This is a genomic window from Phormidium sp. CCY1219, from assembly GCF_035615515.1.
GTDB lineage: Bacteria > Cyanobacteriota > Cyanobacteriia > Cyanobacteriales > Laspinemataceae > CCY1219.
This window is the reverse complement of record NZ_JAJENT010000920.1, coordinates 1-13,468: the sequence shown is the minus strand read 5'-3', so window position 1 is coordinate 13,468 and position 13,468 is coordinate 1. Positions and strand designations below refer to the sequence as shown.

Below are 13,468 nucleotides of genomic sequence, written 5' to 3'. Positions count from 1 at the left end.
GCACGATAAAGGGTAATACCCCACACTTGCTTAACATTTTTTTACATTGCGGCGAAATTCAACTGCTGCATCTGGCTTCTACGGATTTTCAGAGCTTCGCGATCGCGTTCCTCTCCATAAAAAAACGCCCACTGGGAAAGCGGGCGTTGCCATTAGGGTGCATCTACTGGAACTACTCTAGCACGATAAGGGGTAATACCCCCCATTTGCTTAATTTAACTTTACATTTGGGGGGCAACACAGTCGGCTTTTGAAAGTGGGGTGGGTCATTACTTAGCTGTAATTGTTGATATTAAATAATTAATATGCAATACAAGACCGGGGAAAATTTCTGCCATAAATAATTAGAGCGGATGACAAAAATCAGAAAAGTTTTCAAAAAAGTTTTGAAAACCGAATGACATTGTGCAGATTAAGGTGTAAGATAAAATTAAGGGATTGAAATTCGGGCAGTGTTTCTCTAGGCTGCCGGATAGGTCTTTTGTGCGTGTGAATCGTCAAGCCTACCGATGTAGGTTGAAGAGTTAGTCTGGGCGTAAAGCCACGTTGCACCTCCATAAAAGTTAATTAGGGGTGAAGCAAAGTGAAACCCAACGTTGGAAAGCGGAAAGGGTGAAATAGAAGATGAAAATGTCAAATTACTGACGAGTCTCACTTTTATTTCACACTTAAGTGAACGTTGGAGAAAGGAAAAGAGTTGAACGTGCAACGGGTCAGAAGGAGAGGAACCAGCAAGCTGAAATACGGTAGGAGTTAGGGAAACGACTTTTCTCACGCCCCCGTGATGTCAAAAGGGTAGAAATGCCTGCAAAGCGTCGCCCCGGTTGAGTATTCAGCAGTAAGGGGACGGGTGGTAGCGAACACAGAGGCGAACATCGCCAGTCGGTGAAAGAAAGCCTGGAGAAACGAGCAGGGGAAATGCCTAGCGCGAATTAATAAATCCTATTTGCGATCGCTGCTAGTAATATGGGAGAGAAAAACTTAATTATGGCGCTATCAAGGTGCATATTGGTCATTTTAGTCACATTAATGATTGCCTTACCGACGCAATTAGTTTTACCAACAGAACCCGCAGATGCCGAGGTCATATCGAAAGCCAAAATCGGCATATTAAAGAAGAAAAAGCCGGTAAAAAGTTTCCAGAAGAGGGTGAAAATCGCGAAAAAAAACATGCCGTTAATCGATAGCTTGAAAGGGTCGAAGCTGTTGTGGTTATCTTTAACTTCAATGCCACAGCTTCAAGAAGAAAAGAAGCGTCCCCATGCGAGGGGATTTGGGTGGAATTTCGTGAATAAAACGATTAATACTACCCGACAACTGTTCTGGCAGTTTAGCCAAAAATTTCAGAAATTAGCGTTCAAGAAATGGACATTGGATTTAGAGAATACCGTGGGGCAAAAAGTAGAGGATCTTGCCGCCAGCCAAGACCCTCTCGATCGCGCAGTATCGTGAGCGATCGCGGCGCTTAGAAGCGACCGCTCGCGATTGCGGAATTGGCCATTTTCACCAATTTTTCGCCTTTTCCAGCCTTAATGCCCACTGTATAGCGGGCATTATTTTGTTCCCAAGTCAGGGTTGCATCCGAGCAATTTGCGCCACAAACCGCTGCTACAAAATAACCTGTGATGCCATTATCGAGACGGACTGGCTTTCCGGACAAAGGCGGAGAATCCGGGGCGATCGCTTCACCCGAAATCGCACCCAACCGACAAGCCGTTCCGCCATTGCAATCCGGGGTATAACCCAAAATCACTTGATAGCGATCGCGATTTGCCGTTTCTAAAATCGCGTAAATCTCAGTTGCGCCATCGCCGCCAAAAACATAATCCGGTAATAAAATCGGCACCTGAGTTTCTTGCTTCAGCCTAGGCAAAATTGGCGCAAAAATCGGATTGGGGATTGGCGATGCACTCTCTCCCGATTTCCCATTAGAAGACGAGAGAGATTCCTCGCGAACCGATGCAGTATTCGCCGCAGAAGGCTCAGATTGAGTCGCCACATTCGGACCTTCAGAACAAGCCGCCAACAGCAGACAAACCAGAGGCAAAACAGTTTTAAATCGAGGCATAATTTTTAGAAATGGTAGAACGAAAATAGAGTTGGGTAAACGGACGAGACTCGGAGAAGAAAGAGTCAAAAAAAGCTGCTTGCAGCTTCTCGGAACTCTCGGGTCAACCCCACTCATCCGAACCCTACCCAACCCCCAATCGTTACTATTCGCGCCGAGGGACATTCATTCAGCGGGAATTAATTATCCGATTGGGCATTCCACTGCCAGATTTTGATAGTTTTATCCTGACTGCCACTAATAATGCGATCGCCATTGGGGTTAAATGCCACCGCCGTCACCGCATCTGCGTGGCCCTCAAAAGTCGCCAGCAATTCCTGACGGGGCAGATGCCACAACTTCACCGTGCGATCGGCGCTAGCACTTGCCAACCACTCCCCAGCGGGGCTAACCGCCAGAGAATGCACCGCATCTTCATGGCCCTGGAGAGTACCCAGAGGTTTTCCCGTGCGCGGATGCCACAATTTAATCGTCTTATCCGCACTGCCAGTAATCAACACCTGACTATCGGGGGTAAACGCCACAGCGCCCACCACATGGGAATGTCCCGTCATCGTTTTTACCAATCGGCCATCCAGCAGATCGCTCCACTCCGGGGTAATGAGTGCCCAGACCTTCACCTTTCGATAGCTGCCAGAGGCGAGCAATTGACCATCTGGACTAAACGCCAGACTATGAGCCGCACCGGTCAGCCAAGGGATGGTATTGTAGGTATCCCCCTCATGCAAATCCCACAAGCGAATCTTGCGATCGTCCCCTCCACTTGCCAGATGACGACCTTCCGGACTAAACGTCACTCCGCGCACTCTTGCCTCATGTTCTGGGAAGATATGAATCATTTCTCGCGCGCCGATATGCCATAGCGTCACCAAAGCATTCAAGTTTCCCGTTGCCAGAGTAGAGCCATCGGGGCTAAAAGAAAGGGAAGTGATTTCATCCACTTTCCAGGATTCCACCCAAGGATGTTCCGCCAGGGTGCAGAGAAACTCCCCCTTGTCTAAATTCCACAGATGAGTTTCGCCGCAGCTACCACTAGCAAGGGTATAGCCGTCAGGAGCGATCGCCAGACAATTAATTGCCCCTTTCGCCTTCAGGGTATGGGCGCACTCCCAGGAAGAAGCCGCCTGTGCCAGGGGTGAGGAATGGCTCGAAGTGCTGCTTGGGGGGGCAATCACCCGCTGTTGCACCGGGGATTTCGCGTTTGTAGGCGGGAGGATGAGGGATTCCAAATACCCTTTAAGACCCCCAGCATAAAGGAAATCAGCCGGTCCCAAGTTAATTTTCGGGCCGCTAAACTCGAGGAGATCCGTGGGGAGAAAGCCCACCAAAATGCTGTCCTTTTGCGACCCTTTGGGGGTACAAGAGAGCCAAAACAGAGCCACAAACACGATCGCCCGATGATTTTCCACATCCTCCGGCGTCACCGACCAAATCACCTTGTCATTTTTAAAGCTGTTAAAGCTTTCGCCATCACAGACATTGACTTGAATGCGGAGCGCCGGATTGGCTACCAGGTAATAGGTAAATTTGCTTGCATTTCGCAAATTGCCTTCATCGTCGAATTCGATATCGGGATAAAGCGGTTTGACCTTCTTAAGCAACCGTCCGAAACGCGCGCTCATCAGCAGATCCATCAATTGCTCGCGCAGGAAATACTCCCCGACTTCAAACTCGTATTTTTCCTCGAAAGAGTAGTCGTCCTCGTCGTAGTTGTCCGCAATTGGCGGCGGGTATTCCGCTAGTTCCGCCGCTTCTTCCTGACAGCGCTGCAAAATTTTGTCTAATTTTTCGCCAAAGACCTCCATCATTTCACTGTGGCAACCGCGAATATCGGAATTGAGCAAAGTCGGTTCGATTGACTTTTGCTTTTTGAGCCGTTTGTGGAAATCGGCTTGTAAGAATTTCAGTGGAGTTGTCCAGTCCATCAATGGCATACATTGGGATCGGTTTGCTTGGCCGTTTCAATTGCGCGTTTGGCGCTGTGTATTTAATAATACATATTGAACTTCGTGGCAATGGTATGCGAGCCAGGGGATGAAGGGCAAGTGGGGCGAAGATCCACAGCGCCGTTATCGAGGGCTGCGATCGCGATCGCCGAGGCAAGTAACAGCATCATTCATAACAACATCAAGGTTACAGGGACAACAAATCACCCCCACCCAACCTCTGACCAGTGCTGCGGTGTATTGCCAGGAAGTAGCCGCCACAGGGATGGCAAAGGTTCGCCCTGATTGGTCTTGCCTCCGGGCAAAGAAGGGCAAGCAGGCAACCTGACTGAGGCAAACTGTAGCGTAATTTCCACATTCGCGGCTAGTGGCACGAAAACGAAGAGTTTTGCTATGCTAAAGTTCAAAGTACCAGCGATGTTCGAGGGAGTAACTCCCAAGCCAAAAGGTTAAGGGTTAAAACCCCCGTGGGTATTAACCTTTCCACTGATATCGGGGTGGGCGATCGCGGCGCACGCGCTCATCACCACTTAAACTCAAACCCGATGGTGCGGCAGTGTTAGAGCCAGACGGTACGGACTCGGTAAACAAAAAAGCTTTGCGGCTTTTCTGGTGCTTTAAAACCATCAATCTGGGGAAATCCCAAGCATTCTAGATGGACCTGAAAAACACAATTCCAGGAAAAATCGCTGCTTGTTGTGTTTCCTCACGCGGGGTAATAAAAGCAGGTTCTTACGCGCCATAAGTGTCGGTAATGGGAATAAGCCATGTTTGAACGCTTCACAGAAAAAGCTATTAAAGTCATTATGCTGGCCCAGGAGGAAGCTCGCCGACTGGGACATAACTTCGTCGGTACCGAACAGATCTTATTGGGTCTGATCGGGGAAGGGACTGGAGTTGCAGCAAAAGTTCTCAAGTCAATGGGAGTCAACCTCAAAGACGCCAGGATTGAGGTTGAAAAAATTATCGGTCGCGGTTCCGGTTTCGTGGCGGTGGAAATTCCGTTCACGCCTCGGGCCAAGAGGGTTCTAGAGCTGTCTCTAGAAGAAGCACGTCAACTCGGTCACAACTACATCGGCACCGAACACCTGTTGCTGGGTCTGATTCGCGAAGGCGAAGGCGTAGCAGCGCGAGTGTTGGAAAACCTCGGGGTAGACCTTTCTAAGGTTCGCACCCAAGTGATTCGGATGTTGGGAGAAACCGCAGAGGTGACCGCCGGACCGGGGAATGCCCGCACCAAAACCCCCACTCTGGACGAATTCGGTGCCAACCTAACTCAAATGGCAGCGGAAGGCAAGTTGGATCCGGTGGTGGGGCGTCAGAAAGAAATCGAACGGGTCATCCAGATTTTGGGTCGGCGAACCAAAAACAATCCGGTATTGATTGGCGAACCGGGAGTCGGGAAAACCGCGATCGCCGAAGGATTGGCGCAGCGGATTGCCAATAACGACGTGCCGGATATTTTAGAAGAAAAGCGGGTCGTGACCTTGGATATCGGCTTATTGGTGGCCGGCACCAAATATCGCGGCGAATTTGAAGAACGGCTCAAGAAAATTATGGATGAAATCCGCTCGGCGCGGAATGTCATCCTGGTGATCGATGAGGTTCACACCTTAATCGGAGCCGGTGCTGCAGAAGGGGCGATCGACGCCGCCAACATCCTCAAACCGGCCTTAGCCCGGGGTGAATTGCAGTGCATCGGGGCCACCACCCTGGATGAATATCGCAAGCACATCGAACGGGATGCCGCATTAGAGCGCCGCTTCCAACCGGTGATGGTGGGCGAACCCAGTGTGGAAGAAACCATCGAAATTCTGTTTGGCTTGCGCGATCGCTACGAGCAACATCACAAGCTGAAAATCTCCGACGAGGCCCTGGATGCAGCGGCGAAGCTATCCGATCGCTATATCAGCGATCGCTACTTGCCCGATAAGGCGATCGACTTAATCGACGAAGCCGGATCTCGCGTCCGCTTGATTAACTCGCAATTGCCCCCCGCCGCCAAGGAATTGGATAAAGAACTGCGCGAAGTGCTTAAAGAAAAAGACGACGCCGTGCGATCGCAAGACTTCGACCGCGCCGGGGAACTGCGCGATCGCGAAATGGAAATCAAATCCGAAATCCGCGCGATCGCTAGCAACAAAAAGAGCGGATCCGCCGATAGCGACCTCTCCCCCGTGGTCTCCGAAGAAGACATCGCCCAAATTGTCGCAAGCTGGACCGGCGTCCCCGTCAACAAGCTCACCGAATCCGAATCCGAGAAGCTGCTGCACATGGAAGATACCCTGCACCAGCGTCTCATCGGTCAAGAAGAAGCCGTCAAAGCCGTCTCTCGCGCCATTCGTCGCGCCCGCGTCGGCTTGAAAAACCCCAACCGCCCGATCGCCAGCTTCGTCTTCTCCGGTCCGACTGGGGTCGGTAAAACCGAACTGACCAAATCCTTGGCCAGCTACTTCTTCGGTTCCGAAGAGGCGATGATTCGTCTGGATATGTCCGAGTTCATGGAGCGCCACACCGTCTCCAAACTCATCGGCTCCCCTCCGGGTTATGTGGGCTACAACGAAGGCGGTCAGCTCACTGAAGCCGTGCGCCGTCGTCCCTACACCGTGGTCCTGTTCGACGAAATCGAAAAGGCTCACCCCGACGTCTTCAACATGCTCCTGCAAATCTTAGAAGACGGTCGCCTCACCGATGCCAAAGGTCGCACGGTGGACTTCAAAAACACCTTGCTGATTATGACCTCCAACATCGGTTCCAAGGTCATCGAAAAAGGTGGCGGCGGACTCGGATTCGAGTTTGCTGAAGACCAAGCAGACGCTCAATACAACCGCATCCGCAATTTGGTCAACGAAGAACTCAAGCAGTATTTCCGTCCCGAATTCCTCAACCGTCTCGATGAAATCATCGTCTTCCGTCAACTCACCAAGGAAGAGGTCAAGGAAATCGCCGAAATCATGCTGCGCGAAGTCTTCAGCCGGCTGACCGAAAAAGGCATTACCCTCGAAGTCACCGAACGATTCAAAGAACGTCTCGTGGAAGAAGGCTACAACCCCAGCTACGGCGCTCGTCCGTTACGTCGCGCCATCATGCGCTTGCTCGAAGATAGCCTCGCCGAAGAAATCCTCTCCGGTCGCATCCAAGAAGGCGAAACCGCTTTGGTGGATGTGAATGAGGAAGGTCAAGTCACCGTCGGCCCGGGAGAACAGCGCGAATTGCTCTCCCCCACCATTGAGTAGACTTCCCGAATCAAGGGGCACGCATTTATCCTGTCCCCTTCCCCATTAACCCCACCACGGGTTTAAATCCAAATCAAAACGGTAGAGAGTTTGTCCCTCTCTACCGTTTTTTAATCCCCAATTCCCCCATAGGGTGCGTGACGCCACCCACCCCATCCCCCCTGGGATAACTCAATCCCCAAGGGGCTTCACGCACCCACTTAGCTCCAAATTCAATCACCCCGCACAGGCGGTCAAAAAAAATGCAGCCCCACCCATAAAGGGATGCGGGGCTTTTTCAAACGCCATCTACTGGATTTGCAATTACCGCAAAAAGCTGTTCGCCAACCACAGAATGAAGAAGGCAAAACTCGCCGCTAAACCTTCTGTGGGTAACTGCACGCCAAGGGCCGTTAGCCAGCTTGCGATTGGGGTTCCCAACAATAAGCCGACAATTAAGGTGACGAGGGTAATGGTCACCGCCCGACCAAATTTGTTCTCCTTGCGATTGATAAAATAAAGGCTAAATCCAACCCCCACGGCTAAGGCTAATGATGCGGATGCCGGTTGGATCAGACTGAGGGCGCTTAAGGCAAAAAATGTGCCTGCCGGCCACAGAATCTCGGCTTGCGAGGGGGTGTCTAGCAATCCTTGCAACCATGCGGGAGCCTCTTTCGGTGGGGCGGGAGGCGACGGCGGCGCACTGCGGACTTCTCGTTCGGCAAAGCGGATCCGTTCGGGGACTTTGATTTTCCCTTCTTGACGCGCTCGCAGCCGCTGCATGAGAATCTCGTCATAAGCGGCTTCAATGCGATCGAGTTGCTTGCGATCGCCGCTGTATTCGTCGCTCAAGCGTTGGCGCGCTTGTTGAATTTCCTCAAATGTCGCATTTTCCGATACCCCAAGTTGCTCGTAAGAACTCAGTTCGCTCATCAGATTTTCTTCCACCTCGATTTTTAAGTTACCATTAACACAAACCCTTCCACAAGTCCCCGCCTTACTCATGTTCTAAATTGGCCTGATAAAGATAAACCATAAGGACTTGTAGACCCAAACCTCGTATTTTGTGCCGACATTCAGCAAGAAAATCGGGCTTTAACGGCGGACTTGCTCGGGGATGCCTCCTGATAATAGATAGCATAGAAAAAATTATGCCACTTGTTCTGTTATTAGAATAACGCGAGTCCTTGTCCGTCTTCTACGGGCGATCGCTGGCTTAGGCTTAACCACCACCCCAGGGCCTCTCAACGTTTTCGTCACTCCCCAAATCTCATGGGTTCCGCTTCCGTCTAATTCCGGTGCTTTCCTCATCGGCGCATCCCTCGCCGACGCTGTAGTTCAGCAAGCTTTCCCCTCAGTTATTTTAGCTCGTAGGTTTTCAGTTGACAACTGGTAATTGAATTGAATAAATAAAATACCATTGCTGGGGCTTTTTGTCAAGAGGCTTTAACAATTTGCACTGACCTCTCTCAATGCCTCGCTAACCCCTCATTTTGCCTCGGGCGATCGCTATCTCGCCATTTATTTCTATCCTTCGCCCCACCCCTTGCGAAGACCGGCGATCGCCAAAAACTCCCACCTCCTCCATCCTCCTCGGCGCGGGATGCACAAGCACAATTTTGTCACCGAAGCGATCGCGCTCGTTCGGAGGAGAAGCACAAACCAATCCCCTGTGCCTATTTAACCTCTCCATCCCTCTATTTTCCCCCACGGTATAAACCGGGCAGGGTGCTACCGCTAATTTAAACTTTTTTTTATAAAAAATGCCGCAGTTTTTGATAGTAAACCACCCATCATGGGATATAGTATTTACGAGCGGTGGATTGCCGGAGGCTGACGATAAAAAAGGCGATCGCTTTGCTTATCACCTAAAGCCTCAGAAGTACCGGACTCACTTTGAAATTCGAGGGATATGAAAACGGCGATCGCAATCCTGCCCCCGAACCGTAATGCAATATAGTCATTGCATTGCCGGTCACCCTGGAGAGGCGCTATATAGTTTGTAGGACGTAGCAGTTGCCAAGTTAGAAAAAACACCGAAGCACCGAATCGAAGCTAGAGCAAAACTAAAAGTCCGTGTCCCTCGTCAATTTATTCTCACTCATTTATATATAATTTTCGAGCGAAACAGGGCGCGAGGGCATCGGTGTGTAGCGGTTAGAAACCGGGTTTCTCGATCGCGAATTTACCGCTTAGCCATTTCCGAGAGCGAGAAACCCGGTTTCTCCTTTCCTTTATCTCATAGGAAACCCACACCCGAGAGAGTGCGCCTGGGGGGTAGCGGGATATAACCTGGGGTTGGCACAACCCTTGGGAGAACAGGTAGCGCACAACCGCAGTTGCCAGTGCGATGCATCACTGACTGACAATTCCCGACCACTGAACCTTTTTCTGAGCTTCGCGACGATAGGAAAAAAAGCGATCGGGGTTTTGGTACGTGCAATAGGGGGCGATCGCGATCGCATCCCTGGCAATGCCCATTTGTGCCAACTGCAACTGAATCACCCGGCGCACGTCCAAGCGCACGCGCCCCGGTTCTGCATCCGCTAACACTGGCGGATGAGGCAACTGTTGCACCTCGGATAAAATCTGCTCGGGAGTATCCGTTTCTACAATGGTACCGCACACTTGCGCCGCCACATCGTCTTGAACTTGATAAACCTCCCCTGCGATCGCCGGACCGATCGCCACCTGCAGTTGTGGCAACGAACTACCTTGGGCTTGCATTTGCGCGATCGCCTCCGGGATGATGCGGGCAGCAGTCCCCCGCCACCCGGCATGAATTGCCGCCACCTGACCCGTTTGCGGATCGGCAATCAGCACCGGCGAGCAATCCGCCGTGCAAACCCACACCGCGCGATCGCCCTCGTGAGTCAGCAACCCATCCGCATCGGGTTTAGAAGGCAAAATCTCTTGCCCGTCTGGCGAGGATACCTCCGGCGACATCTCTCGGGTATTCACCACGCGATTGCCATGAACTTGAGTCACGCGATAAACCCGCGCCGTGGGTTGGAGGACCTCCACCAATTCCGTGGGCGATCGGGGCCAAAACTGCTGGGTAAAAAAACCGTGAGGCCACCGTGACAATAAACTACAACTCAGATAGGGCAGTCCATTCCAACTATGCCAATGCCAAGTATGCATGTTTAATTCTCGCTAAAAATAATCAGTGTCTGTCATTCGCGCCAGAGAGCAACCCCCCAAACGCGAACAGTGGTTAGGAGAGTGAGGAGGAATCACTTACAACAGATGAGAAACCAGACAACGCACCCCGGGGAATGTTTCCCGCCAACGAGGGTAAGCGATCGCGGCATAGGGATTGTACCGTAAAACACCCAGCCCGGGAAAAAATCCCAAATTTTCGCCGACGCGACCCCCAATTTATGCTAACCTAAGCGGCGATCGGCAAAACAAACCCCATTATTCTTCCCTTGAATCGAGAACGCCTAGAACAGATTTTAAAGTCCTTCGACGCCGACGGCGCAAATCCTTCCCCCGTTGGGTTTGCGCCGCCATCTGTTGGCTATTCGATCCAGATTTTCGAGGAACTCGCCTCTACCAATCAAACCCTGTGGGAGGCGATCGCCGAGGTAGCGGAACCTGCCTTATGGGTGGCGATCGCGAAGCGCCAAACCGCCGGCAAAGGACAGTGGGGACGCCAGTGGCATTCTCCTGCAGGCGGTTTGTACCTTTCGATTGCCCTAACCCCCAATCTCCCCGTCGCCGATGCACTCCTGCTCACCCTGTGCAGTGCTTGGGGAATCGCCACCACCCTGCGCGCCTATCAAATTCCGGTCTGTCTCAAATGGCCTAACGATTTATTGCTCCACTCTCGCAAACTGGGTGGTATTCTAACCGAAACTAAAATCAATCGGGGAAAGATTACCCAAGCGGTGGTGGGAGTGGGGATCAATTGGAAAAACCCAGTGCCAGAAACGGGCATCAATCTGTATCGCTTCCTCACCGATCGCCCCAACCCGGAGATAAACTCCCTGGAAATGTTGGCGGCCCTGACCCTGCACGGAATCACCTCCGGATACCAAACCTTTATCGAGAAAGGTGTCGAGACTTTGCTGCCATCGTACCGACAATTGATGGTGGGTCTCGGAGAATCGGTGACGGTGAAGGGGTTTCCCGGAGCGATCGCCGGGGTCAGCAAAACTGGAGAACTGCTGGTTCGCCTCGCGCGATCGGCAAGGGGCGACGAAAATGCCGCCCCTGGTACTTCTCCCTCAGAAATTGCCCTCCCACCCGGTACAATCAGCTTGGGTTATCCGCCGCCCGATGTCTAACTCCTCCGCCCTCGGGGAAGGTACCTCCAGGTTGGGTTATTCATTCATCAGCCTTACTGTATGAGAAGCAAGCGAGAGATGAGCCAGCAACTTAAATTTGTCCGCACGCCGTTGAGCATCGTTTGTCAGTTCTCCTTGCTGTTGCAGGGAGTCGTTTGGATTCCCAGCCTCGGATTTATTGCTGGGGAAGGAGTTCGCGCCCAGACACCATTGGATGCGATCGACGAGTTTGGGGATGCCGAAGTGGCACCCCCGCCGCCCTCCGCCGAACCCAGATTGCAATCCCCGGGTAGCGCCCAACAGTTGCAGCCGTTACGGGAAGCGAGCGCGGATCTGCAGCCAGCGGAGTTGGAGCCAGCAGCGGAGGCTGACTATGCCACGGAACCCCCTGCGTCGCCATCCGCCGCCGTACCGGATCCGATGGATTCTACTGGGGTGGCTCCTTGGAAACCCCGGAATCAGGACCGTGCTGCACCAGAGGCGATCGCCGCTCCGGGAGACATCGCACCGCCAGAAGCAGATACTACCCCGGTCCGCGCTAATGCTGCTGTTCCTTTGCGCGAGGTTCACCAAAACAATCTCTACCGCGATCGCACGGATTACAGCGTCGGGGCTACAGAAAGCGAACCGTCGGTTTCTGCCAATGAAGCGCCTGCTCTCAACCCGCCGACAGATTCCACCCCCGCTCAAACGGTTGCTCGTCCCCAGGCTGACCCGGATCCCCTCGGGGTACCCGCCGCACCACCTCCACCGCCACCGGTTCGGGAAGTGGCGCAAGAGGATTGGACGCCCCAAGCGCCTCATCAAGATGTTTCTGTGCCCAGTGAGGCGCATGTTTATGATGGGGAGTCGGAGGAAGTGCCCCCCGCTTCAATTCTGGAGGCTCAACAGCAAAATCTTTACCGACAGCCACAACCGCCGTCTCCTGAGCCAGTTGCTGCTCCGGAACCTTATGCCCCGGAACCCGCGCCCGCTTATGCTTCGCTTCCGGAAGTGCCGGTGAAGCAGGAACTCGAACCGATTAATGTCGGGCCGGTGCAGGTGGGTGATGGGGGGATTCACTTTCGCACCAAGGCGGCGGCGCGCAATTTCGATTTGAAACGCCTGTCTCGTCCGGCGGGTCGTCCGGGAAATGGGGATAGGAGCATGATTTTTCCCTTGGCGATTCCGGCCCAGATTACTTCGTTGTTTGGCTGGCGGGTTCATCCGATTTTTGGCGATCGCCGATTCCATAGTGGGACGGATTTGGGCGCACCGTTGGGCACCCCGGTGTTGGCGGCATATTCCGGTACGGTGGCGATCGCTGATTGGTTGGGCGGTTACGGCAAAACTGTGGTTATCGAACATGAGGATGCCACCACCGAAACCCTCTACGCTCACCTGTCGGAAATTCTCGTGGAACCGGGTCAGTTTGTGGCGCAGGGAGAAGCGATCGCTCGCTTGGGCAGCACCGGCAATTCCACTGGCCCTCACCTTCACTTTGAACTACGCGAACTGACTCCCGAAGGCTGGGTCAATCTGGATCCGGGCACTCAACTCGAATACGCCCTCTCTACTTTAATTCAGTCTTTGGAAATGGCTGCACCTCTTCCGGAAGTTCCCACTCCAGAAGGCTCCCCTTTGGCTACTTTGCCTTCTCTGGATATGCCCGCACCCCCACCCCCGCAGAGTTTCCTCTCCCCCAACACCCGGGTGGCAACGACTTTGGAGGTGCCCGCTCCTCCCCCGGTTGCCTCGCCAGAGCTTCCCATTTCCCGCGAAATCTCTGTTCCGGCTAACCTGGAACCTCCCCCGGAGGTGGACTCTCCCAGTTCCTAGTTCTCCCGCGAAGCCTCTCTCTCCCAGTCGCTTCGCGGCTCCCCTCCTGCCCCCGGCCCCAAAAAAAAGAAAACCCTGGCGAAAAGGAAAAATTTCTGCTATACTTATTCATAATGGGAATATTGCCGA

General features: G+C 52.7%; 12 protein-coding genes. 6 read left to right on the top strand and 6 right to left on the bottom strand.

The features are described 5' to 3' along the window. Together LKK83_RS30285 and LKK83_RS30280 are read left to right on the top strand one after the other, a co-directional pair. The coding region (locus tag LKK83_RS30285; protein WP_324635191.1) for a hypothetical protein at positions 1-254 on the top strand (254 nt) is incomplete at its 5' end. A 733-nt stretch (positions 255-987) separates the two neighbouring features. Beyond that, a complete protein-coding gene (locus LKK83_RS30280; RefSeq protein WP_324635190.1) occupies positions 988-1,452 on the top strand; it encodes a hypothetical protein in 465 nt (154 codons plus the stop codon). 13 nt (positions 1,453-1,465) lie between these two features. Here LKK83_RS30280 and LKK83_RS30275 read toward each other — a convergent pair whose 3' ends face one another. The 4 genes from LKK83_RS30275 to LKK83_RS30260 form a co-directional block, all read right to left on the bottom strand. After that, complete coding sequence (locus LKK83_RS30275; protein ID WP_324635189.1) at positions 1,466-2,068, bottom strand: hypothetical protein; 603 nt, start codon at positions 2,066-2,068, stop codon at positions 1,466-1,468. Positions 2,069-2,247: 179 nt separating this feature from the next. Next, positions 2,248-4,002, bottom strand: a complete 1,755-nt coding sequence (locus tag LKK83_RS30270) for a WD40 repeat domain-containing protein (RefSeq protein ID WP_324635188.1) — start codon at positions 4,000-4,002, stop codon at positions 2,248-2,250. A gap of 53 nt (positions 4,003-4,055) precedes the next feature. Then, positions 4,056-4,184, bottom strand: coding sequence for a hypothetical protein (locus LKK83_RS30265; protein ID WP_324635187.1), 129 nt, complete (start codon positions 4,182-4,184; stop codon positions 4,056-4,058). Positions 4,185-4,488: 304 nt separating this feature from the next. After that, positions 4,489-4,641: a hypothetical protein gene (locus LKK83_RS30260; protein WP_324635186.1), complete on the bottom strand. Its 153-nt coding sequence runs from the start codon at positions 4,639-4,641 to the stop codon at positions 4,489-4,491. A 140-nt stretch (positions 4,642-4,781) separates the two neighbouring features. Between LKK83_RS30260 and LKK83_RS30255 the strand changes: the two genes are divergently transcribed. Further along, positions 4,782-7,250, top strand: coding sequence for an ATP-dependent Clp protease ATP-binding subunit (locus tag LKK83_RS30255; protein ID WP_324635185.1), 2,469 nt, complete (start codon positions 4,782-4,784; stop codon positions 7,248-7,250). 303 nt (positions 7,251-7,553) lie between these two features. On the opposite strand, the gene LKK83_RS30250 is transcribed toward LKK83_RS30255, so the two are convergent. Further along, entirely contained in the window at positions 7,554-8,162 is a 609-nt protein-coding gene (locus tag LKK83_RS30250) for a CPP1-like family protein (protein WP_442957394.1), read from the bottom strand. 560 nt (positions 8,163-8,722) lie between these two features. On the opposite strand from LKK83_RS30250, the gene LKK83_RS30245 reads away from it, so the two are divergent. Then, positions 8,723-8,947, top strand: a complete 225-nt coding sequence (locus LKK83_RS30245; RefSeq protein ID WP_324635183.1) for a hypothetical protein — start codon at positions 8,723-8,725, stop codon at positions 8,945-8,947. A gap of 637 nt (positions 8,948-9,584) precedes the next feature. On the opposite strand, the gene pgeF is transcribed toward LKK83_RS30245, so the two are convergent. Then, positions 9,585-10,373 (bottom strand): peptidoglycan editing factor PgeF, encoded by a 789-nt coding sequence (pgeF, locus tag LKK83_RS30240; protein ID WP_324635182.1) that lies wholly within the window; start codon positions 10,371-10,373, stop codon positions 9,585-9,587. Between the two features lie 287 nt (positions 10,374-10,660). Here pgeF and LKK83_RS30235 point away from each other — a divergent pair, with 287 nt between their 5' ends. Both LKK83_RS30235 and LKK83_RS30230 read left to right on the top strand, forming a co-directional pair. Next, positions 10,661-11,521: a biotin--[acetyl-CoA-carboxylase] ligase gene (locus LKK83_RS30235; RefSeq protein WP_324635181.1), complete on the top strand. Its 861-nt coding sequence runs from the start codon at positions 10,661-10,663 to the stop codon at positions 11,519-11,521. Between the two features lie 78 nt (positions 11,522-11,599). After that, a complete protein-coding gene (locus LKK83_RS30230; protein WP_324635180.1) occupies positions 11,600-13,339 on the top strand; it encodes a peptidoglycan DD-metalloendopeptidase family protein in 1,740 nt (579 codons plus the stop codon). The last annotated feature ends 129 nt before the right edge of the window (positions 13,340-13,468 follow it).